Source organism: Nonomuraea sp. H19, from assembly GCF_052068215.1.
In the GTDB taxonomy this organism is placed as follows: Bacteria; Actinomycetota; Actinomycetes; order Streptosporangiales; family Streptosporangiaceae; genus Nonomuraea.
The window spans coordinates 157,509-178,935 of sequence record NZ_JBQHCV010000005.1; the positions used below are offsets into that span (position 1 = coordinate 157,509).

At 72.1% G+C, this 21,427-nt stretch carries 22 protein-coding genes; 16 read left to right on the forward strand and 6 right to left on the reverse strand.

The window, feature by feature from the left end; all coding sequences use genetic code 11:
* Positions 1 to 97: 97 nt before the first annotated feature.
* The gene (locus ACTMTI_RS12485) at positions 98 to 490 is read right to left on the reverse strand and encodes an OsmC family protein (RefSeq protein ID WP_441120435.1); all 393 of its coding nucleotides are present in this window, start codon (positions 488 to 490) and stop codon (positions 98 to 100) included.
* A 129-nt stretch (positions 491 to 619) separates the two neighbouring features.
* On the opposite strand from ACTMTI_RS12485, the gene ACTMTI_RS12490 reads away from it, so the two are divergent.
* Both ACTMTI_RS12490 and ACTMTI_RS12495 read left to right on the forward strand, forming a co-directional pair.
* Complete coding sequence (locus ACTMTI_RS12490) at positions 620 to 1,321, forward strand: hypothetical protein (protein WP_441120436.1); 702 nt, start codon at positions 620 to 622, stop codon at positions 1,319 to 1,321.
* A gap of 50 nt (positions 1,322 to 1,371) precedes the next feature.
* Positions 1,372 to 2,148 carry an FAD:protein FMN transferase gene (locus tag ACTMTI_RS12495; RefSeq protein ID WP_441120437.1) on the forward strand — a complete coding sequence of 259 codons (777 nt, stop codon included), beginning with the start codon at positions 1,372 to 1,374 and terminating at the stop codon, positions 2,146 to 2,148.
* A 14-nt stretch (positions 2,149 to 2,162) separates the two neighbouring features.
* Here ACTMTI_RS12495 and ACTMTI_RS12500 read toward each other — a convergent pair whose 3' ends face one another.
* The gene (locus ACTMTI_RS12500) at positions 2,163 to 2,438 is read right to left on the reverse strand and encodes a hypothetical protein (RefSeq protein ID WP_441120438.1); all 276 of its coding nucleotides are present in this window, start codon (positions 2,436 to 2,438) and stop codon (positions 2,163 to 2,165) included.
* Positions 2,439 to 2,571: 133 nt separating this feature from the next.
* On the opposite strand from ACTMTI_RS12500, the gene ACTMTI_RS12505 reads away from it, so the two are divergent.
* Both ACTMTI_RS12505 and ACTMTI_RS12510 read left to right on the forward strand, forming a co-directional pair.
* A complete protein-coding gene (locus ACTMTI_RS12505; protein WP_441120439.1) occupies positions 2,572 to 2,952 on the forward strand; it encodes a phage holin family protein in 381 nt (126 codons plus the stop codon).
* Between the two features lie 6 nt (positions 2,953 to 2,958).
* Positions 2,959 to 4,347: an aromatic amino acid ammonia-lyase gene (locus ACTMTI_RS12510; protein WP_441120440.1), complete on the forward strand. Its 1,389-nt coding sequence runs from the start codon at positions 2,959 to 2,961 to the stop codon at positions 4,345 to 4,347.
* Between the two features lie 115 nt (positions 4,348 to 4,462).
* Here the strand turns inward: ACTMTI_RS12510 and ACTMTI_RS12515 are convergent, their stop codons facing one another.
* Positions 4,463 to 5,452, reverse strand: a complete 990-nt coding sequence (locus ACTMTI_RS12515; RefSeq protein ID WP_441120441.1) for a LacI family DNA-binding transcriptional regulator — start codon at positions 5,450 to 5,452, stop codon at positions 4,463 to 4,465.
* 221 nt (positions 5,453 to 5,673) lie between these two features.
* On the opposite strand from ACTMTI_RS12515, the gene ACTMTI_RS12520 reads away from it, so the two are divergent.
* Together ACTMTI_RS12520 and ACTMTI_RS12525 are read left to right on the forward strand one after the other, a co-directional pair.
* On the forward strand, positions 5,674 to 6,579 hold the full coding sequence (locus ACTMTI_RS12520) for an amidohydrolase family protein (protein ID WP_441120442.1): 906 nt from the start codon (positions 5,674 to 5,676) through the stop codon (positions 6,577 to 6,579).
* Positions 6,580 to 6,928: 349 nt separating this feature from the next.
* Positions 6,929 to 7,459: a cysteine dioxygenase gene (locus tag ACTMTI_RS12525; protein WP_441120443.1), complete on the forward strand. Its 531-nt coding sequence runs from the start codon at positions 6,929 to 6,931 to the stop codon at positions 7,457 to 7,459.
* On the opposite strand, the gene ACTMTI_RS12530 is transcribed toward ACTMTI_RS12525, so the two are convergent.
* Both ACTMTI_RS12530 and ACTMTI_RS12535 read right to left on the reverse strand, forming a co-directional pair.
* The gene (locus ACTMTI_RS12530) at positions 7,413 to 8,096 is read right to left on the reverse strand and encodes a hypothetical protein (protein ID WP_441120444.1); all 684 of its coding nucleotides are present in this window, start codon (positions 8,094 to 8,096) and stop codon (positions 7,413 to 7,415) included. The genes ACTMTI_RS12525 and ACTMTI_RS12530 overlap by 47 nt on opposite strands.
* A gap of 14 nt (positions 8,097 to 8,110) precedes the next feature.
* Positions 8,111 to 9,283, reverse strand: coding sequence for a CynX/NimT family MFS transporter (locus ACTMTI_RS12535; RefSeq protein ID WP_441120445.1), 1,173 nt, complete (start codon positions 9,281 to 9,283; stop codon positions 8,111 to 8,113).
* Positions 9,284 to 9,350: 67 nt separating this feature from the next.
* Here ACTMTI_RS12535 and ACTMTI_RS12540 point away from each other — a divergent pair, with 67 nt between their 5' ends.
* On the forward strand, positions 9,351 to 10,334 hold the full coding sequence (locus tag ACTMTI_RS12540; RefSeq protein ID WP_441120446.1) for a LacI family DNA-binding transcriptional regulator: 984 nt from the start codon (positions 9,351 to 9,353) through the stop codon (positions 10,332 to 10,334).
* A gap of 16 nt (positions 10,335 to 10,350) precedes the next feature.
* On the opposite strand, the gene ACTMTI_RS12545 is transcribed toward ACTMTI_RS12540, so the two are convergent.
* A complete protein-coding gene (locus tag ACTMTI_RS12545) occupies positions 10,351 to 11,547 on the reverse strand; it encodes an MFS transporter (RefSeq protein ID WP_441120447.1) in 1,197 nt (398 codons plus the stop codon).
* Between the two features lie 58 nt (positions 11,548 to 11,605).
* On the opposite strand from ACTMTI_RS12545, the gene ACTMTI_RS12550 reads away from it, so the two are divergent.
* The 9 genes from ACTMTI_RS12550 (at position 11,606) to ACTMTI_RS12590 (ending at position 21,406) form a co-directional block, all read left to right on the forward strand.
* The gene (locus tag ACTMTI_RS12550; protein ID WP_441120448.1) at positions 11,606 to 12,580 is read left to right on the forward strand and encodes a DUF5937 family protein; all 975 of its coding nucleotides are present in this window, start codon (positions 11,606 to 11,608) and stop codon (positions 12,578 to 12,580) included.
* 86 nt (positions 12,581 to 12,666) lie between these two features.
* Positions 12,667 to 13,632, forward strand: a complete 966-nt coding sequence (locus ACTMTI_RS12555; RefSeq protein ID WP_441120449.1) for a sugar-binding transcriptional regulator — start codon at positions 12,667 to 12,669, stop codon at positions 13,630 to 13,632.
* Between the two features lie 148 nt (positions 13,633 to 13,780).
* Entirely contained in the window at positions 13,781 to 14,869 is a 1,089-nt protein-coding gene (locus tag ACTMTI_RS12560) for an ABC transporter substrate-binding protein (RefSeq protein WP_441120450.1), read from the forward strand.
* Entirely contained in the window at positions 14,869 to 15,630 is a 762-nt protein-coding gene (locus tag ACTMTI_RS12565; protein ID WP_441120451.1) for an ATP-binding cassette domain-containing protein, read from the forward strand. Before ACTMTI_RS12560 ends, ACTMTI_RS12565 begins: the two co-directional genes overlap by 1 nt.
* Positions 15,627 to 16,859, forward strand: a complete 1,233-nt coding sequence (locus ACTMTI_RS12570; protein ID WP_441120452.1) for a sugar ABC transporter permease — start codon at positions 15,627 to 15,629, stop codon at positions 16,857 to 16,859. The genes ACTMTI_RS12565 and ACTMTI_RS12570 overlap by 4 nt, the downstream gene beginning before the upstream one ends.
* Positions 16,856 to 18,358, forward strand: a complete 1,503-nt coding sequence (locus tag ACTMTI_RS12575; RefSeq protein ID WP_441120453.1) for an FGGY family carbohydrate kinase — start codon at positions 16,856 to 16,858, stop codon at positions 18,356 to 18,358. Before ACTMTI_RS12570 ends, ACTMTI_RS12575 begins: the two co-directional genes overlap by 4 nt.
* Positions 18,355 to 19,782, forward strand: coding sequence for an FGGY-family carbohydrate kinase (locus tag ACTMTI_RS12580; RefSeq protein ID WP_441120454.1), 1,428 nt, complete (start codon positions 18,355 to 18,357; stop codon positions 19,780 to 19,782). The genes ACTMTI_RS12575 and ACTMTI_RS12580 overlap by 4 nt, the downstream gene beginning before the upstream one ends.
* Positions 19,779 to 20,405: a histidine phosphatase family protein gene (locus ACTMTI_RS12585; RefSeq protein ID WP_441120455.1), complete on the forward strand. Its 627-nt coding sequence runs from the start codon at positions 19,779 to 19,781 to the stop codon at positions 20,403 to 20,405. Before ACTMTI_RS12580 ends, ACTMTI_RS12585 begins: the two co-directional genes overlap by 4 nt.
* Complete coding sequence (locus tag ACTMTI_RS12590; RefSeq protein ID WP_441120456.1) at positions 20,402 to 21,406, forward strand: 2-hydroxyacid dehydrogenase; 1,005 nt, start codon at positions 20,402 to 20,404, stop codon at positions 21,404 to 21,406. Before ACTMTI_RS12585 ends, ACTMTI_RS12590 begins: the two co-directional genes overlap by 4 nt.
* The last annotated feature ends 21 nt before the right edge of the window (positions 21,407 to 21,427 follow it).

Sequence of the window (21,427 nt, forward strand, 5' to 3'; positions counted from 1 at the left end):
GTCCTCGGCCAGTTGCAGTGCCCCTGACCTGCTACAACGTTACCGAGCCCTATGTAACGGTCGCGTCATAACGGGGTCGAATATCTGTTTAATCCGACTAGGGAAGCTCCAACCGAACCTCAGTACCCTCCTCCAGGGACCTGCTCACCGTGCAGTACTTCTCGTGCACCCGCCCGGCCACCGCCCGGAACACCTCGTCGGCCTGCTCCGACGGCAGCTCGACGTCGTATGTGACCGTCACCGGGCCGAGCTTGTTCGGCTCGGCCTTCTCCGACTGGACCGTCATGGCCAGCCGGATCAGCCGGTGACCGCGCTTGGCGGTGAGCGGCTCGACCGTCACGATGTTGCAGCCACCCACCGCGGCCAGCAGCAGCTCCACCGGCGTGAACACCCCGTCCTCGTCGCCGCCGCCCATCCGCACCTCGGCGCCGCGAGCGTTCGTGGCCCGGAATCCGCCGTCTTCAGTCCGCTCAACACGCACGTTAGCCATGTTCGAGACTTTACCGACACGGAACCGGCCGCCCCGCCGCCGGGCCTGCGGAGCCCGCGGCGCATTCATTAACGAGATTTCTCAGGAGTACTCAGGAACCTTTCATCTTCATTCAGGATCGTGGTCGACATGGCTAGCGAGGTGAATGCGAATCATGGTCCCGTCCTGTTCTGGTGCGGGGTCGCGGTAGCCGAGTTCGGTGCGATCCACCCGGGCTTCGGCTACCCGTGGACCCCCACCGCCTACGCCGCCGCGGCGCTGCTCGTCGGGCTCGGCTTCCTCAGTGTCAAGGCCGCCGACTACCTGCGCACCGAAGAGGCCAGGCAGCGGTTGCGGCTCGGCGGCTATCTGGCCGGCGCCCTGCTGGTGGCGCACCAGTTCGCCTCGACGGCGTACGTGACGAACCTGAGCCGCGTGGGCGCGCTCATCCTGTACGCGATGGCGGCCGTGATGGCGGTCTGGAGCCACCAGGTCCCCCAGGAGACCCGGGGCTCGCTGCTGATCGCCACCGGCCTGGACCCGGCCGCGCTGCGAACCCGCCTGGCCGGCGCCCGGGACACGGTGGCCGTCTACCGGGCCGAGCGCGTCACGGAGGAGCTCCGCGATCTGGAGGCCCGCTACGGGCTCATCCTCGTCGTCGGCGAGGAGCATGACCCGCGAGCCAAGGAGCGGCTGAGCGCCTCCGGCCTGAGTCGCCAAATTCCTGACATCGCCGAGCGCGACGTGGTGGTGGCCGGCCCGCGCCAGTTCAAGCGGTATGTAGGCGGCGCCCTGTCACGCCTTGCGGTCCCCAGATCACAGATTCATTTCAAATCAGGCCAAAAGGTTTAGCCGGAATTTACGCCTCATCTGCAACGGTGGGCTGCGGACAAGGAGGCAAGGTGACGATTTTCCCCGGAACCGCCCGTGTCGAAATGATCATGGGCATGCCGGTCAGCGTGGACATCCGCACGGCTCTCCCTCAGCGCGAGCTGACCCCCCTGCTGGATGACGCATTCGCCTGGCTGAGGTGGGTGGATGACACCTTCAGTCCCGTCAAGGAGGACAGCCAGGTCGGCCGGCTCAACCGCGGCCAGACCATCCGGCAGATCCCGGAGCTCATCGAGGTCCTGCACCGCTGTGAGGAGCTCAGCGAGGCCACCGGCGGCTGGTTCGAGGCCCGCATCAACGGCGTCATCGACCCCTCCGGCTACATCAAGGGCTGGGCGCTGGAGCGGCTGTCGCGCGCCCTGTCCAACGCGGGCGCGGGCGACCACCGCATCACCGCGGGCAACGACATCCGGGTACGCGGCTCGGCCGCCCCCGGCCGGCGCTGGCGCATCGGCATCCGGGACCCGCGCCTGGACGTCATCCGCAAGGTCGTCTTCGCCAACGACCTCGGCATCGCCACCTCGGGCGGCGCGCCCGTGGTCGACCCGCGCACCGGCAAGGTCCAGCAGGGGCTGGGCGCGGTCACCGTGATCGGCCCCGACCTGGGGCTGGCCGACGCGTACGCCACCGCGATCTACGCCATGGGCCCCGTCCTGGCCCGGCGCTTCGCCGCCGATCTCGCCGAGTCGAACCCGTACCAGACCATGATCATTACTCGGGACGGCAAGGAGGTGAGCACGCCGGGCTTCGCCGACCACTACGGTGCGGAGGCCAGGCTGGCGGGCTGAGCCTTCGGGCGGGCTCAGGCGTCGGGATGCCGTCGCAGATACTCGATGTAGATCGGGCGCAGCGCCTCGCCGAGCTCGCCCTCCCCGGCCGCGAGGGCATCGCTGAGCAGCGCCGAGACCTTGCTGAGGTCGTTGGCGCTCTCGTTGGCGTGACCGCTGGCGGCCTCGGCGGCCGGGATCACCTTCAGCAGGTCCCACAGGAACCCCAGGTCCCCGTGGCGTACGGCATAGCGCACCGCCCGATCGTGCAACTCATGCGCCGGCAGCGACTCGAGCCCGTTCGCATCCATCTCGCTCCCTCCCCCTGCACGCTCTTCCCCGCGTTGGGTGGCCATAACCGGCGACTACGAAGCGTGACGACCGGGAATCGTAGTGCGTGCGCCTCTATCGCAGCGTCGAGCTCAAGTGGGAGGATCAAGCAGCGTGAGATTCATCATCAGAACCATCGCGGCGGCAGTGGCCCTGTGGGTGGCCATCCAGTTCGTCCCCGGGATCGAGGTCAACACCCCGGCCAACACGGCCAGATACTGGGGCGTCCTGCTGGTCGTGGCGCTGATCTTCGGCATCGTGAACGCGATCGTCAAGCCCCTCGTCAAGGCGCTGGGCTGCGCGATCATCGTCCTGACCCTGGGCCTGTTCCTGCTCGTGATCAACGCGGTCATGCTGCTCCTGACGAGCTGGATCGCCGGCGAGCTGGACATCCCCTTCCAGGTCGACAACTTCTACCCGGCCGCGTTCTGGGGCGCGATCATCATCAGCGTGGTGAGCTGGCTGCTCGGCCTGTTCATCCCCGACAACGACTGACCGACCATGGTGCTGCTCGACGGTGCAGGCCTGACCTGCGCGCAGGTCCACGAGGTGGGGTATGCCGGGACCCGGGTCACGATCTCTTCCCCGGATCGGGCCCAGGCCGCGTGGGCTGCCGCGCGAGACCTGACGAGGCCCCTGTACGGCCGGAGCACCGGCGTCGGCGCCAACAGAGACATCGCGCTCTTCGCCCCCGGCCTCGACCTGCTGCGCAGCCACGCGTGCGGGGCGGGGCCGCTCATAGAGCCCGCCCGTGCCAGGGCGATGCTCGCCGTCCGGCTCAACCAGCTCCTCGCGGGCGGCTCCGGCATCGACCCGGCGGTCATTCCGGTGCTGGCCGACGCGGTCAACGGTGGTTTCACGCCGCCGATCAGGATGTACGGGGCCATCGGCACCGGCGACCTGCCGGCCCTGGCCATCACCGCCCTGTGCCTGCTCGGCGAGCTCCCCTGGCGCCGTGAGGCCGACAGCCCCACCCCCGACGAGGAACCGCCGGTCGCCGGATCCGGCGAGGACCTTCCGGGTCCCCGCTACCCGCTCGCGTCGAGCGACGCGCTGCCGTTCATCAGCTCGGGGGCCGCCACGCTGGCCGACGCCGCGATCGCCTGCCACCGCCTCGGCCTGCTGCTCGAAGCCGCCATCGACGTCGCCGCCCGGTCGTTCACCGCCGTGTCGGCCTCGGCCGAGCCGCTGGCCGCCGACGTGCACGAGGCCCGCCCCCACCCCGGCCAGGCCGCCGTCGCCGCCCGCCTGCGCGGCCTGATCGCCCAGGAGCAGGCCCCCCGCATCCAGGACCCGTACGGCTTCCGCGCCTTCCCCCAGGTGCACGGCGCCGCCGTAGACCTGCTCAGCCGCGCCACCGCCGTCGTCGAGATCGACCTCAACGCCGCGACCGAGAACCCGCTCATCTCCGGCTCCGTGGCCTGGCACAACGGCAACTTCCACGGCGCCCCGGTGGCGCTGGCGCTGGACGCCCTGCGGGCCGCGCTCGCGCAGACCGCCCAGCTCAGCACGGCCCGCCTGGCCACCCTCATGGACCCGGCCTACACCGGCCGCCAGTCCTTCCTCGGCGACCGGCCGGGCGCCTCGGGGGCGCTGATCCTGGAGTACGTGGCCCAGGACGCCCTGGCCGAGCTGCGCCACCTCGCGACCCCGGTGACGACGGGCACCGCGGTGATCTCACGGGGCGCGGAGGATCATGCCAGCTTCGCCACCCAGGCGGCCCGCCACGCCCTGCGCTGCCTGGAGCCCTTGGAGATCGTGCTGGCCTGCGAGCGGGCCGCCGCCACCCGGGCACTCCACGCCTCGCCCCTGGACCGCCCTCTCACCGAGGACCTGGAGGAGTCGCGCCGCGCCCTGCACACGCCCGGCGGAGCCACGCCGGCGCCCTGACCGCCACACGCTTCGCCGCCGGCGTGACCGCGGCAACTGAGCTGGATCGGGGCACCGAAGCAGCCTGAGCGCGACGAGAGACGGCGGGGGGACCGAAGCGACGGAAGGCTGCCGATCAGGACAGGCGGGCGATCGAGCCGCGTTCGCGCAGCGTGGGGGCCTGGACGACGCGGCGCCTGCGGGTGCCGCCGTCGGCCGCCGCCGAGATGAGCCGCACCGCCGCCCGGACGATGCCGTCGATGTCCCAGTCGACCGTCGTCAACCCGGGCGTGAGCAGCCCGGACATCGGATGGTCGTCATAGCCCATGACGGACACGTCGCCCGGAATCGACAGGCCCAGCTCCTGCGCGGCCGCGTAGACGCCGTACGCGATCGAGTCGGCGAAGCAGAACACCGCGCTCGGCCTCCGCCCCTCCAAGAGCTCGCGGGCGGCCGAGGTGGCACCGGCCAGGCCGTGGGACGCGGTGGTGACCTCGATGTCCAGGCCCAGGCGGTCGGCCTCGGCGGTGACGTGCACGTCGGCGGGGCGGTCGGGCGTGCTGGCCTTGGTCGAGGTGAGGACGGCGATGCGGTGGTGGCCCTGCGCCCGCAGGTGCTCCAGCGCCAGCGTGACCCCGCGCCGGTTGTCGAAGATCACCTCCCCGGCCGTGCCCGCGAGCGAGTCGCCGATCGCGACCACCGGCACCGACTCGCACAGCTCCGGCCAGAAGGCCGCGGCGGGATCGATCGGCTGCACGATCATGCCGTCCACGCGCTGGTCGCGTAGCTGCTGGGCGAGGACCCGCTCCCTGGCGGGATCGCCGACAGCGTCGAGGATGAGGGCGTAGCGGTCCTTCTCCCGCAGGCCCCTGCTGATGCCGACCGCCAGCGACTGCTGCCACAGGTCCTCCAGCGACCCGCACAGCAGCCCGATCATGCCGGTGCGCCCGCTGGCCAGCGCCCTGGCGATGGGATCGGCCTCGTAGCCCAGCTCGGCCGCAGCGGCCCGGACCCGCTCCATCGTCTCCTCGGAGACCTGCAGACCGCGTAGCGCGTAGGAGACGGCCGCGGGTGACAGGCCTGTGGCCTGAGCCACCTCACGGATCGTCGCTCTCTTGCGAGGCATGCCGCCAGCCTATTGGGTTGCACCGTCAAAAGCCGCGCCGGCCGAGCTGGAGCGGGCGCCGACGGTGTCGGCGGTGGTGGTGCGGCTGCGGCGGGCGAGCCGTTGACAAGTGCTCAGGTGAAGCGGTTCACTGAACCGTATCACTGAAGCGGTTCAGAATCGAATGTCGCAGCCCAGCAGGTTTACCTGTAATACTAGTAGGAAATAGGGGGTGGGTGACCGTGGGCATCGACGTGCATCAGCACTTGTGGACCGGCTCGTTCGTCGAGGCGCTGCGTGCCCGCACCACGCCCCCCTGCCTCGACGGCTGGACGCTGATCCTCGACGGCGAGCCGCCGTACCAGGTGAATCCCGCCGACCACGAGCAGCGCGACACCACCGGTCTGGAGCTGGTGCTGGTGTCGCTCTCGAGCCCCTTGGGGATCGAGTTCCTGCCGCCCGAGGAGTGCCTGCCACTGCTCGACGCCTACCACGACGGCGCCCTGGCCCTGGGCGAGCCCTTCGGCGCGTGGGCGGCCACGTGCCTCAGCGAGCCCGATCCCGAACGCCTGGCCGAGGACCTCGACCGCGGCTTCGCCGGGCTGCAGATCCCCGCGACCGCCGTGCCCGACGACCGGCTCCTGGAGGTTCTCACCGACCGGGACCTGCCGCTGTTCGTGCACCCGGGCCCGGCGAAGGCCACCACGGGCGGGCCGGCGTGGTGGCCCGCGCTGGTGCCGTACGTGCAGCAGATGCACGCCGCCTGGCACTACTTCCACGCCGTCGTCAGGCCCAGGCACCCGCGGCTGCGGGTGTGCTTCGCGCTGCTGGCCGGGCTGGCGCCGCTGCACTCCGAGCGCCTGATCGCCAGGGGCGGCGCCGGGCGCGGGCTGGTTGACCGGGACTTCTTCGTGGAGACCTCCTCGTACGGCCCGCGCGCGATCGACGCCATCGTCCGCGAGCTGGGCATCGACGTCGTCGTCAACGGCTCCGACGCCCCCTACGGCACCGCACCGGACCCCGGCCTCGGCGCCGCGGCGGCCCACGCCATCCGCGACACCAACCCCCGTCGGCTACTGGCGAGGGAGTACCGGTGCCTGGAGGAGCGGCGGGAGCGCAGCGACCAGAGCAACGGACTGAGGCCATGAGCAGGCGAGGGAGTGCCGGCGCCTGGAGGAGCGCCGGGAGCGAAGCGACCAGAGCGGGGGAAGGCGGCGGCGTCGGGCGACCGAGCTCGCCGAACGGAGTGAGGCAATGAGCAGGGTGGGAGTGCCGGCGCCTGGAGGAGCGCCGGGAGCGAAGCGACCAGAGCGGGGGAAGGCGGCGGCGTCGGGCGACCGAGCTCGCCGAACGGAGTGAGGCAATGAGCAGGGTGGGAGTGCCGGCGCCTGGAGGAGCGCCGGGAGCGAAGCGACCAGAGCGGGGGAAGGCGGCGGCGTCGGGCGACCGAGCCCGCCGAACGGAGTGAGGCCATTGAACAGGGAGGGAGACTCGTACGTGAGCACCGATCAGATCAAGGACGGGGGCGTCTGCGCTCGCCTCCCCGAGCGCGCGCTCGACCGGCGCGAGCTGCGCGACCTGGTCAACGACCTGGCCGCCCACCCGGAGGAGTGGCGCGACCTGGTGGAGTTCCCAGAGGACGGCGGGCGGCACTACGCCTCGCTCTACCGCGACGCGTACGTGGACGTCTGGCTGCTGTGCTGGCGCCCCCAGGACGACACGGGCTGGCACGACCACGACATCTCCTCAGGAGCCGTCCACGTGGTGCGGGGCGCGCTGCTGGAGAGCAACCCGCGCATCGGCGGCGAGCACCTGGAGACGGTGGTGCCGGAGGGACAGTCGTTCGCGTTCGGGCCCGACCACATCCACCGGCTCACCGGCGCGGTGGACGACAGCATCTCGATCCACGCCTACTCGCCGCCGCTGTGGCGGCTCGGGCAATACTCGATCGACGGCACGGGCGTCATGCGCCGCGTCTCGGTCAGCTACGCGGACGAGCTGAGGCCGCTGGACGACGCTGTGGCCTGAGCACGCAGCAGCTCCCGCAGGGCTCCACGTCGGGCAGCGTGATCCACAGGCAGCAGGTCCTGCGGAAGTAGCCGTCGCCGACGGGCTCGATGAGCCCGTCGACCGGCCTGCCGATCTCTTTCAGCAGCCGCATGTAGTCGCCGGGGACGATGGAGGTCAGCGGGTGCGCGATGGCCTCGGCCGTGGAGCCCCACAGCGTCCGTTCGCCGACCTTGGCCAGCGCGTTGATGGCCTCGACCAGCGGCCGCTGCGACTCCTCGAGCGCGTCGCCGATCGCGCGGGCGCCGGAGGCCCAGCTGACGCGGGTGGCGGCGATCGTGACCCCGGCGTCGGACACCTTGAAGTACGTCTCCGCCAGCCGCATGATCGGCACCCGCCCGTCGAGCGCCCAGCCGAGCGCCATCGGCAGCGTGTGCCAGTATCCGTAGGTCTTCCAGAACAGCGCCGCGCCGACGTGGCGGGGCGCGTTCCAGCGCCCGGCCGTCTCGTCCATCAGCTCCTTCAGCAGGGTGTACGGCTGCCGCGGCAGCTCCGCGACCGGCGTCCAGCTCGCGTCGGGCTCGATGACGAGGCCTGGTTCGACCCCGATCACCCCGCCGCGCGCGTCGGCCATGCGCTGGAGTGTCTCGGTCAGCACGCTGGAACACCCTCCTAAAAGTTAGGCTTACCTAAGGTAGCAGGACGTCCGGCGCGCCACCCCGCCAGGATCTGCACCATGAGCACCCCCAGCACCGCCACCAGGGGCACCGTCCAACCTCCGGACACCTGCCCGAGATATCCGAACAGCACCGGCCCGAGCGCCGCGACCACGTAGCCGACGGACTGGGCCACGGCCGACAGCGCGGTCACCGCGGCGGGGTCGGCGGGGCGCAACGCGATGATCAGCAGGGCCAGCGCGAACGAGGCGCCCTGGCCGATGCCGAGCACGATCATCCACAGCCACGGGACGGTCGTCGGGGCCAGCAGCACGCCGAGGTAGCCGAGGACGGTGAGCAGGCCCGCGCCGACCACGTACGGCACCTGCGAGGCCCGCCGCCCGGCCAGCACGGGGACCGCCAGGGAGGCTCCCACCTGGACCAGGTTCGTCAGGCTGAGCAGGTAGCCCGCCTGGTCGGCAGGCAGGCCGGCGTCCAGGTAGATCGTCGGCAGCCAGGCCAGCATGACGTAGAAAGTGAGCGACTGCAGGCCCATCAGCGCCGTCACGTACCAGGTCACGCGGCTGCGCAGCACCATCCCGTACGGCCTGGGCCCGTTCTGCGGCCCGGCCTGCTTGCCCAGGGCCTGCGGGAGCCAGAGCAACGCCCCGAGCAGCGCGGGCACGGCCAGCAGGGCGGAGACGCCGCGCCAGCCGTAGCCGGTGGTGTGTTCGAGCGGGACCATCAGCGCCGAGGCGGTGGCCGCTCCGCCCACCGCGGCGGCGACGTAGACGCCGGTCAGGAGGTTGACCCGGGCCGGGAAGTGCTGCTTGACGACGCCGGGCATGGCGACGTTCATGACGGCGATCGCGATGGCGGCGAGGGCGGAGCCGAGGTAGAGCATGGGGGCGCCGTCGAGGCCGCGCAGCGCCACGCCCGCGGCGATGACGAGCAGCCCCGCCAGCAGCGTGCGGTCGAGCCCGATGCGGCGCGCGAGCAGCGGCGCCACGGGAGCGAACACGCCCAGGCAGACCACCATGACCGTGGTGATCGCGCCGCCGCCCGCGGGCGAGAGGCCCAGGTCGTTCATGATCTCATCGAGCAACGGGGAGACGCCCGCGATGGCCGGGCGCAGGTTGAGGGCGGCCAGCACGAACCCGGCCACGAGCACGCCAGAACGCAACGACATAGGTGACCACTGTCGCATAGCCCCTGACAACGTTGTCTACCTGGGCTGGGTAGGACATGATCCTGGCGTGAGACCGACGATGAAGGACGTCGCGACGGCGGCGGGCGTGGCGCTCAAGACCGTCTCGCGCGTCGTGAACGACGAGCCGGGTGTGCACCCGGCCACCGCCGAGCGGGTGCGGGCGGCCATCGAGCGGCTGGGCTACAGCCGCAACGAGAGCGCGCGGGTGCTGCGCAGGGGGCGGACCGCCACCATCGGGCTGGTCATCGAGGACGTCGCGGACCCGTTCTACGCCGGTTTGAGCCGGGCCGTGGAGGATGTGGTCATCGGCCACGGCTGCCTCCTGCTGAGCGGCTCGTCGGGCGAGGAGCCCCGCAGGGAGCGGGAGCTGGTCGCGACGTTCTGCGCGCGCCGGGTGGACGGGCTGATCATGGTGCCCGCCGGGGACGATCACACGTACTTGCGTCCCGAGCTCGAGGAGGGGACGAAGGTGGTGTTCGCGGACCGGCCGCCGGGGGCGGGGCTGGACGGGGACACCGTGCTCGCGGACAACGCGGGCGGGGCCGAGCAGGCGATCCGCCATCTGCTCGGTCACGGCCACCACCGGATCGCCTTCCTGGGGGACGATCCGGCGATCTACACGGCCGCCGAGCGGCTGCGCGGCTACCGTGAGGCCCTGGGCGGGCTGTTCGATCCGCGGCTGGTGTCGATGCGACCGCGGTCGCTGGAGGCGGTCAGCGAGGATCTGGCCCGGATGTTCACCCTGGCCCATCCGCCTTCCGCGGTGTTCACCGGCAACGGCCGGTACACCGTGACCGCGCTGCGGGCGCTGGCGGGGCGGCGGGTGGCGCTGGTCGGGTTCGACGACTTCGAACTGGCCGACCTGCTCGATCCGGGGGTGACCGTGGTGGCGCAGGATCCGGCCTGGATGGGGAAGGTGGCGGCGGAGCTGCTGTTCCGGCGGCTGCGGGGGGACGTGGGTCCGCCCGAGCACATCCAGCTCCCGGTCCGGCTCATCCCCCGCGGCTCGGGCGAGCTCAATCCTTTTTAGCCGCTCACCGTTCGCCTCAGCGGGGCGCCGGTTGAGTCGCGGGCGACGGGCGCAGCACGCCGGCCAGCGCCAGCGCTACCAGGATGCCCCCGCCGCCCGCGACCGCTATCGCCGGTCCGGGGCCGATCACCTCGCCCAGTGCCCCGACCAGCGCCGCGCCGGCCGCCTGACCCGTCATCAGACCGGCCGACTGCAGGCCGAACGCCTGTCCGCGCACCTCCTCCGGCGCCGCGTCCACGAACCGCCGCTGCAGGCCGAGCTGGTACGACAGGCCGGCGGTTGCCGTCGCGGCCAGCACCGCCGCCCATGCGATTCCCGGCCCGAGCGCGAAGCCCACCCAAGGGACGCCGAGCAGCACCGCCAGCGGCAGCGACAGCCGCTCGCGCAACTCCGGTGCCGCGAATCGGCCCACCGCGAACTCGCCGGCCGCCATACCGGCCGCGGCCGCCGCCAGCACCACACCGGCCTGGCCCTGCCCGCCCAGGTAAGGAACGACCATGGCCTCCGCTCCGGCCAGGCACACGCAGGGGAGCCAGCCGGCCAGCAGCAGGCCGCGTACCCGCCCGTCGGCCAGCAATCGCCGGTTCACCCGCAGCGTCTCGCGTACCGCGCCGGACCCGGTCGCGCCCCTGGCCGGCCGGAACGGGAGCCCGGCCCGGAGCACCACGGCGGCCACGACCGACAGGCCGGCGGTGGCGGCCAGCGCCCCGGAGGCTCCGGCGAAGGCCAGGACCGCGCCGCCGGCCGCCAGCCCGACGATCTGCGCGCTCGCGGAGGCGACGTTGAGCACCGAGCGCCCCAGCACGTACGCGTCCCCGGGCAGCACCTCGGGCAGCATGGCCGCCCGCGCGGCGAAGAACACCGGCGAGAACAGCCCGGTGACCAGCACCAGGGCCAGCATCGCCCACACCGGCAGCCCCGCGTACGCCAGCAGCAGGCACGTCACCGCCCTGACCAGCTCGCCCACCACCATCAGGGCCCGCGGCGACACCCGGTCGGCCAGCGACAGCAGGAACAGCCCGCCGAAGATGAACGGCAGCCAGCCGGCCATGTAGGCGGCCGCCGACAGGCCGGGAGAGCCGGTCCGCGCGTACACCAGCACGGACAGGGCCAGCATTTTGATCACGTCCCCGCCGATCAGCAGCGCGAAGCTGCCGAACAGCACCCGGAACTCCCTGACGGCGAACACCTCGCCGAACGTCGCGCCTTTCACGGTCCCGATGCTGGAGACCAACCCCCGATCGCGCGACTTTTTCGGATATAACCGAAAGGTGGTGGCAATCATCGAGGTCACTCCGCAGGACCTCGTGACCAGCAGGTTCGCGATCTCGCCGCTGGTCGAGACCATGCACGCGCAGTGGGTGCTGGCGGGCCGCCTGGAGGCGGGCGTGCACGGGCGGTGGGCGGCGCGGTGGCGGGAGACGTACCGGCTGCTGGAACGCGCGCACCCCGCCCTGCGGGCCGCCGCGGTGGTCAGCGGCAACAAGGGGGACGCGAATGTCGACTTCATCGCCCCTCCCCCGACGGCGGTGGACGTGCCGTTCGAGGCAGAGCTGGCCGCCATGCGGGCGACGCCGCTGGAGCAGGCGCACGCGGAGATCGCCAGGGTGCTGGCCCGGCGCCCGCCGGTGCCGGGTCCGGTCCGGGAGCTGCTGCTGGGGCCGCACGTGGTGGAGCGCTTCGCGGAGGCATACGAGGCACTGTGGACGGAGATCCTCGCCCACGAATGGCCGCGCCTGCGGGCGACCCTGCAGCGGGACGTGGCGCAGCGGGCGGGACGGCTGGCGGCCTACGGCTGGGCGGCGGCGCTGGAGGATCTCAGCCCTCGGGTCCACTGGCGGCGCGGTGGCCGGATCGAGGTCGAGATGCACCACAGCGGCACGCACCGGCTCGGCGGCAAGGGGCTGCTCTTCCTGCCCTCGGCGTTCACCGGCGCCGTCGGCGCCTACCTGACGGACGCCTGGCCGTACGCGCTGGTCTATCCCGCCAGGGGCATCGCGGCCGCGCCGCCCGTACCGGACGCCGACCTGTCGGGGCTGATCGGCCGCAGCCGCGCCCGCATCCTGGCCGAGCTGACCGAGCCCGCCACCACCACGCAGCTCGCGGCGCTGCTCGGGCAGAGCGTGGGCACCACGGGCGGCCATGTGGCGGCACTGCGCAGGACCGGACTGATCGCCGGCACCCGCATCGGACGCAGCGTCCTGTACGCCCGCACGAGGCTGGGCGACGCCTTGATCGCCCGTTAGCCTTATCCCCGGCCGGCGCGAAGCTATAGTGATTGCGCATCAGTTCTGCAAATATGTTCACAGATAGCGATTCCAGGAGCGCGCTCATGAATGCCGCCGACGTCGCCCCAGACGCGCAGGCCAGGTTCCCGGTTGAGCTGATGTACGCGGCGGCGCAGCAGTACTACATGGAGGACGCCACCCAGGGCGACATCGCCAAGCGGCTCGGCGTCTCCAGGGCGACCGTGAGCCGGCTGCTCACCGAGGCCCGCAAGCAGGGCATCGTCGAGATCAGGGTGCACCGCCCGGCCACGATGGCGGACGGCCCGCTGGCCGACGAGGTCGCGCAGGCGCTCCAGCTGCAGCGCGTCTACCTGGTGCCCAAGGTGAGCGGTCCGGCGCTGGGCCCGTGGCTGGCGCCGGGCATGGCCCGCGCGCTGGCCGCGGTGGGGCTGGAGTCGGGCGACGTCGTGCTGGTCTCGTCGGGCACCACGGTCTACGAGTGCGCCCGCGAGGGGCTCGGCCAACACCCCGGCGTCACGATCGCGCCCGCGGTGGGCGGCCAGGAGGAGCCCCAGCCCTGGTTCCAGACCAACGAGACCACCCGCATCCTGGCCGAACGCGTCGGCGGCGTGCCCGCCTACCTCTACGCGCCCGCGCTGCCGGGGCCCGAGCTGTTCTACTCGCTGCAGCACGAGCCGTCCGTGCGCCGCGTGATGGACCTGTGGGCGCACGCCAAGTGCGCCATCGTCGGCGTCGGCTCGGCGCCGCTGATGCGGCAGCTGATGCCCGCGCTCATGCCCCGCGACGCCGACAGCCTGCGCCAGGCCGTGGGCGACGTGTGCATGCGCGTCTACGACCGCGACGGCGCCCCGGTCACCTATCCGGGCAGCGAGCGGCTGGTGGCCACGAAGCTGGAGGAGCTGCGCCGCATCCCCGCCGTGATCGCGGTCGCGGTGGGGGCGGAGAAGGTGCTGTCGATCGTGGCCGGCGCCAAGGGCGGCTACTTCAATCAGCTCGTCACCGACGTGCCGACCGCGGAGGGCCTGGTTGCAGCCGCTCGCCAGCTCTGAACATTTTTTCTGGACAATGTTTCCGCACGCGAGGTAACGTGAGCCGCACCACAGGGCGTGCCCCTCAGTGAGGGGCATCCCCATGTCTCGGGGGCAGCGAGCGTGATCAATCCGTCCCGCGAGGACGTAGCGAGTGAGGAACGAACCCGTGAACAGAGCTAAGATGCGGACCCCCGCGTTCGCCGCAGTGGCAGTGCTCGCAGCCTCGGTGCTGGCCGCGTGCGGCTCGGGCTCCGGCGCCGCCGGCGGGAGCACCAGCGGCGGCGGCAACCTGGAGAACGCCAAGGTCGCCTTCCTCATGCCCGACCTCGCCTCGACCCGATACGAGTTGCAGGACAAACCGCTGTTCGAGGCCAGGATGAAGCAGCTGTGCCCGAGCTGCGAGGTGATCTACCAGAACGCCGACTCCGACGCCGCCAAGCAGCAGCAACAGGCCAACTCCGCGCTCGCCCAGGGCGTCAAGGCCATCGTGATCGACCCCGTCGACTCCGCCGCCGCGGCCACCATCGTCAAGACGGCGCAGTCCCAGCAGGTGCCGGTCATCGCCTACGACCGGCCGATCCCGGCCACGCCCGCCGACTACTACATCTCGTTCGACAACGAGAAGATCGGCCAGATGATCGCCCAGTCCCTGGTCGACCACCTCAAGGCGGAGAAGGCCGAGGGCGGGATCCTGGAGGTCAACGGCTCCCCCACCGACGCGGCGGCCGGTTTGATCAAGAAGGGCATCCACAGCGCCATCGACCCGAGCGGCTTCAAGCTGCTGGCCGAGTACGACACCCCCGACTGGCAGCCGGAGAAAGCCCAGACCTGGGTGAGCGGCCAGATCACGCAATTCAAGGACCAGATCGTCGGCGTGGTCGCGGCCAACGACGGCACGGGCGGCGGCTCGATCGCCGCGTTCAAGGCCGCGGGCGTGAAGGTGCCGCCGGTCACCGGCAACGACGCCGAGGTGGCCGCCGCGCAGCGCATCATCTCGGGCGACCAGTACAACACGATCTCCAAGCCGATCAAGATCGTGGCCGAGGCGGCGGCGAACACGGCGTGGGAGTTCATGCAGACCAAGAAGCCGGCCGGCAAGACCACGCTCTACAACACGCCGTCCGAGCTGTTCGTCCCCACGGTCGTCACCAAGGAGAACATCAAGGAAGTGCTGTTCGACAGCGGCATCATGAAGGCAAGTGAGGTGTGCACCGGCGAATACGCCAAGGGCTGCGCCGAACTCGGGATCAAGTGATGAACGTCCTTTCCCTCCGCGGGATCAGCAAGACCTTCGGCGCTGTGGCCGCGCTCACCGGCATCGACCTCGACGTGGCCGCGGGCCAGGTCGTGGCCGTCGTCGGGGACAACGGCGCGGGCAAGTCGACGCTGGTCAAGATCCTGTCGGGCGTGCACCCGCCGGATTCGGGGACGATCACGTTCGAGGGCCGCGGGGTCGAGATCCCGACCCCGGCCGCGGCGCACAAGCTCGGCATCGCCACGGTCTTCCAGGACCTGGCGCTGTGCGAAAACCTCAACGTCATCCAGAACCTGTTCCTCGGCCAGGAGCTCCGCCCGCTGCGGCTGAACGAAGTGGCCATGGAGACCCGCTCGTGGGAGCTGCTCCGCCAGCTGTCCGCCAAGATCCCGAGTGTGCGGGTGCCGGTCGCGGCGCTGTCGGGCGGCCAGCGGCAGACCGTCGCCATCGCCAGGTCGCTGCTCGGCGATCCGAAGGTCATCATCCTCGACGAGCCCACCGCCGCCCTCGGCGTGGCGCAGACGGCCGAGGTGCTCAACCTGGTCGAGCGGCTGCGCGAGAACGGCCTGGGCGTCATCATGGTCAGCCACAACATGGCGGACGTGCGGGCCGTCGCCGACAAGGTCGCGGTGCTGCGGCTGGGCCGCAACAACGGGCTGTTCGACGTGGGCGAGGTCTCCACCGAGGACATCATCGCCGCCATCACCGGCGCCACCGACAACGTGGTGTCCAGGCGGGCGCGAAAAGGAGTGTCGTCATGACGGCTGTGACAACCGACCGCCAGGACGAGCGGCTCCAGGACCGCGACGGGTTGCGCGGCGCGGTCGCCGACGTGGTCGAGCGGGCCCGCGGCGGCGACCTCGGCGTCATCCCCGTCGTGGTCGGGCTCGTGGTCATCTGGACGGTGCTGCAGATCCTCAACCCGATCTTCCTGTCCAGCGCGAACCTGGTGAACCTCACCCTCGAGTCCGCCGCCGTCGGCATCATCGCGCTCGGCATCGTGTGCGTGCTGCTCGTGGGGCAGATCGACCTGTCGGTCGGCTCGGTCAGCGGGCTGTCGGGCGCGGTGCTCGCGGTGCTCTTCGTCAGCGAAGGGCTGCCGGTCTGGGTGGCGATCGCGGCCTCGGTGATCATGGGCGCGGTGATCGGGTGGGTGTACGGGCAGCTGTTCAACAGGTTCGGCGTGCCGAGCTTCGTGATCACGCTGGCCGGCCTGCTGGCCTTTCTCGGGCTGCAGCTGTACGTGCTGGGCACCAAGGGGTCGATCAACCTGCCGTTCGACTCGGGGCTGGTGAACTTCGCGCAGCTCGACTTCGTACCGGCCTGGCTGTCGTACACCTTCGCGGTGATCGCCGCGATCTGGCTGTTCGCCACCGGCTACCTGTACGCGCGGCAGCGCCGCACGGCCGGGCTGTCGGCCAGGAGCACCGCCGCGCTGGCGGTCAGGAGCGTGGCGCTGCTGGCGGTGCTGGCGTTCGTGGTGTGGTACCTCGGCCAGACGCGCGGCGTGGGCTGGATGTTCGTCTTCTTCGTGGCGCTCGTGCTGATCATGCACTACCTGCTGTCGCGGACGAAGTGGGGCCGGGCCGTCTACGCCGTGGGCGGCAATGTGGAGGCCGCGCGCCGGGCGGGCATCAACGTCAAGGCGATCTACACCTCGGTGTTCGTGCTGTGCTCGACGTTCGCGGCGGTCGGCGGCATCCTGGCCGCGGCCCGGCTCGCGGCGGCCAACCAGAGCAGCGGCGCGGGCGACGTCAACCTCAACGCGATCGCCGCGGCCGTGATCGGCGGGACGAGCCTGTTCGGCGGGCGCGGCACGGCGTTCGGCGCGCTGCTCGGGATCATCGTGATCCAGTCGATCTCCAGCGGCCTGACGCTGCTGAACCTGGACTCCTCGATCAGGTTCGTGGTGACGGGGGCGGTGCTGCTGCTGGCGGTGATCGTCGACTCCGTGTCGCGCCGGTCGAGGACCTCCCACGGCAGGGCATGATGGCGATCATCTGCGTGGACGTGGGGACCACGGTCATCAAGGCGGTCGGGTACGACGCGGCGGGCGTGGAAGCGGTCGTCGCCAGGCGCGAGACCGTCGTCTCGCGGCCCGCGCCCGGCCATGCCGAGCAGGACATGGGCGCGGTCTGGGACGCGGTCGCGGCCACGGTACGCGAGGTCGCGGCCCAGGTGGGCCCGACGGACGGCCCGATGGGCGGCACGGTGGACTTCGTGGCGGTCACGGCGCAGGGCGACGGCTGCTGGCTGGTCGACGCCAGCGGCGCGCCGACCGGTCCCGCGATCCTCTGGAACGACGCCCGCGCGGCCGAGACCGTGGCCGCCTGGACGCGCGAGGGGCCGGCCGCGGCGGCGTTCCGGGTCAACGGCTCCTCGGCGGCCTCCGGGCTGGCGCACGCGATCCTGACCTGGCTGCGGGCCAACGACCCCGAACGGCTCGACCGGTCGGCCGCCATGCTCACCTGCGGCGGATGGATCTTCTCCCGGCTCACCGGGGAGCTGGTGGCGGAGGAGTCGGACGCCTCGGCGCCGTTCATGGACCTGCGCGCGCGGGCGTACTCACCGGAGCTGATGGCCATGTTCGGCCTGGAGTGGGCCGAGCGGCTGCTGCCCCCGGTCCGGTCCTGCCCGGTCGCCGAGCTGGCCGCCGAAGCCTCCGAGTCGCTCGGGCTGCCCGCCGGGACCCCGGTCGTGATGGCTCCGTACGACATCGTCGCGACGGCGCTGGGCGCGGGCGCGGTGCGGGCCGGGCAGGCGTGCGGCATCCTCGGCACCACGCTGTGCACCGAGGTCGTCGTCGACTCCCCCGGCCTGGACGGCGAGCCGATCGGCGTCACGATCGCGCTGCCCGGCGGCTACCTGCGGGCCTTCCCGACCTTCGCCGGCACCGAGGTGGTGCAGTGGACGTGCCGCCTGCTGGGCCTGCGCGACCCGGCCGAGCTGGGCGATCTGGCCCTGCGCAGCGCGCCGGGCGCGGGCGGGCTGGCGTTCCTGCCCTACCTGTCGCCCGCCGGCGAGCGGGCGCCGTTCTCCGATCCGCTGGCCAGGGGGTCGTTGCTCGGGCTGTCGTTCGAGCACGGGCGCGAGCACATCGCGCGGGCGGTGCTCGAAGGGCTCACGATGGTCATCCACGACTGCCTGACGGCCACCGGATCCGCGCCGACCGAGCTGCGGGTGTGCGGGGGCGGGTCCGCCAGCGCCGCCTGGCTCGGGATGATCGCCGACGTGACAGGGCTGCAGGTGCGCCGCTCGGCCGACGCCGAGGTGGGGGCGCGTGGGGCGTACCTGGTGGGGCTGGCCACGACGGGGGCCGCGCCGTCCATCGCGGCCGCGGCCGCTGAGCATGTACGTCTGCGCGACGCGGTCGAGCCCGACCCCGGCCGCCAGGCCCTTTATGCCGGGCTGTTCGCCGACTTCCTCACGTTGCGCGCGGCCAATGCCGGTTCGTGGCCGCTGCTGGCCGGGATGCGAGGCCGTACATGAGCGTGTGGATCGGCATCGATCTCGGGACGCAGAGCGTGCGGGCGCTCGCCGTCACCGGCGACGGCGAGGTGCTCGGCGCGGCCGGCCGGCCGCTCACCAGCCACCGGGACGGGCCCCGGCACGAGCAGGACCCCGAGCAGTGGTGGCGGGAGCTGGCCGCGGCCACCCGGGAGGCGCTTCGCGACGTTCCGGCCGAGCGGGTGGCGGGCGTGGCGGTGGCGGCGACCTCTGGAACGATCCTGCTCACCGACGCCGTCGGACGCGCTCTGACCCCGGCGCTCATGTACGACGATCGGCGGGCCGACGCCGAGCGAGCCAACGAGGTGGGCGCGGTCGTGTGGGAGCGGCTCGGCTACCGGCGCATGCAGCCCAACTGGGCACTGCCGAAGCTGCTGTGGCTGCTCCGCGACGCTCCGGCCGGGGCCCGGCTGGCGCACCAGAGCGACTTCGTGAACCGGCGGCTGGTCGGACATGATGTGGCCACCGACCTCAGCAACGCGCTCAAGACCGGCGTGGACCTGATCGAGGAGCGCTGGCCTCCTGAGGTGCTGGAGCTGCTTCCGGCGGGGATGCTCCCGGAGGTCGTGCGGCCGGGCAGCCGGCTCGGCACGGTGTGCGCGGAGGCCGCCGAGATCACCGGCATCCCCGCGGGCACGCCGGTGATCGCCGGGACCACCGATGGGTGCGCGGCCCAGCTCGGGGCGGGTGCGCTGCGGGTGGGGAGCTGGAACTCGGTGCTGGGCACCACGCTGGTGCTCAAGGGCGTGACGAAGGAGCTGATCCACGACCCGCTGGGAGTGGTGTACTCGCATCGCGCGCCGGACGGCTCGTGGCTGCCGGGCGGCGCGTCGAGCACGGGCGCCGGCGTCCTGTCCCGCGATCTGCCCGGCCGCGACCTCGACGCGCTCAGCGCCCAGGCCGCCCGCTCCGGCCCGTCCGCCGCTCGTTCCGCTCCCGTGACCTACCCGCTCGTCTCGCGCGGCGAGCGCTTCCCCTTCGCCGCCCCTGAGGCGGAGGGCTTCACGCTCGGCACCCCGGCCGACGACGTGGAGCGTTACGCGGCGATCTTACTGGGGGCGGCCTTCGTGGAGCGCCTCTGCTTCGACTACCTGGACCTGCTCGGCGCCCCCGTGGACGGCGAGATCATCCTGACCGGCGGCGCCACCAGGAGCGCCTACTGGACCCGGCTTCGCGCGGACGTCCTGGGACGTCCCGTGACTCTGCGGGAGAACGCCGAGCCCGCGCTGGGCATGGCCGTCCTCGCGTCCGGCGACGCCGGCCGGATGATCAGGACCAGCGCGGTGGTCGAGCCGTCGGGCGCCGACCTGCGCGAGCCGTACCTGCGTTTCGTCGCCGAACTGGCGCGGCGGGGCTGGCTCCCGGAAAACGCCGCACAACACGCCCGCGAGAGGACCGCTCGATGACCGACCTCGAGCTCGTACGCCACGGCGAGACCGTCTGGCACGCCGAGAACCGCTACGCCGGCGTCAGCGACGTGGAGCTGACCCCGCGCGGCCGGGAGCAGGCCGTCCAGCTCGCCGAGTGGGCCGGTCAAGCGGGCCTGGTGGCCGTCTGGTCCTCCACGCTCAGCCGGGCCCGGATCACCGCCGCGGCCGGCGCCGCCAAGGCGGGCGTGGAGCTCCAGACCGACCCGCGGCTGCGGGAGCTGGACTTCGGCGAGGGCGAGGGGCTGACCTCGGCCGAGATGGCGGCCCGCTTCCCGGAGGCGCGCGCCGCGTTCGAGGCCGATCCGGCGGAGAACCCGCTCCCGGGCGGTGAGAACCCGCATCAGGCCGCCGACCGGTTCGTCGCCGCGCTGCACGACATCGCCGCCGCCCACCGCGACGGGCGGGTGCTGGTGGTCGCGCACACGACCGCCATCAGGCTCGCCCTGTGCCGGCTGATCGGCGTGCCGCTCGGCGAATACCGGCGGCTCTTCCCCCGGCTGGACAACTGCGCGCTGACCCGGCTGCGCCTGCCGGAGCTCGGCGGCACCGGGCGGGCCGCGCTGCTGCAGTACAACTCCCCGATTGGAGCCGTTCGTTGACCATCCGAGTCCTTGCCGCAGGCGACCACTTCGTCCAGAACCGCCTGCTCGTCGACGCGCTCAAGAGCGCGGTCCCCGGCGAGGTGGACATCCGCGAGCTGACGCTGCCGTGGCCGCTAGAGCCGTTCGGCCGGGTGGGTGAGGTGGACGAGGCGTCGGACGTGGAGGACGAGCTGATCGAGGCACTGCGCGGCGTCGAGGTCTGCGTGACGCAGATGGCTCCCCTGACCAAGCGGGTCCTGGACGCCTCCCCCGACCTGCGGCTGTTCTGCGTGAGCCGGGGCGGGCCGGTGAACGCCAACCTGGAGGCGGCCGCCCATGCCGGGGTCGCGGTCACCTACGCGCCCGGCCGCAACGCGGTGGCCACCGCCGAGCACACCCTGGCCATGCTCCTGGCCGCCACCCGCAGGATCCCCCAGACGCACGCCGACCTGGCCGGCGGCGTGTGGCGGGGCGACTACTACATGTACGACAACGTCGGCCCCGAGCTGGAGGGGAACATGGTCGGCCTGGTCGGCTACGGCGCGATCGGCCGCCGCGTGGCCCGCATGCTGGAGGGCTTCGGCGCGGACGTCCTCGTCCACGACCCGTACGTCGACGTGCCCGGCCGCGTGGAGCTGACCGAACTGCTGGCCCGCTCCCGCTTCGTCTCCCTGCACGCCCGTGCCACCCCGGAGACCGTCGGCATGATCGGCGCGGCCGAGATCGCCGCCATGCCCGAGGGCTCGGTCCTGGTCAACTGCGCCCGGGGCGCGCTGCTCGACTACGACGCCCTGTGCGACGCGCTGGAGTCGGGCCATCTGTTCGGCGCGGCGATGGACGTCTTCCCCGAGGAGCCCATCCCGCCCGGCTCGCGCCTGCTCGCCGTGCCGAACCTGGTGATGACCCCGCACCTGGCCGGGGCCAGCAAGGAGACGGCGATGAAGGCGGCCGCGATCGTGGCCGCGGACGTGGCCCGCTACGTGCGCGGCGAGCCGCTGGTCCATCTGGCCAGCCCTTGAGCGCGCCCGCCGTCGAGACGT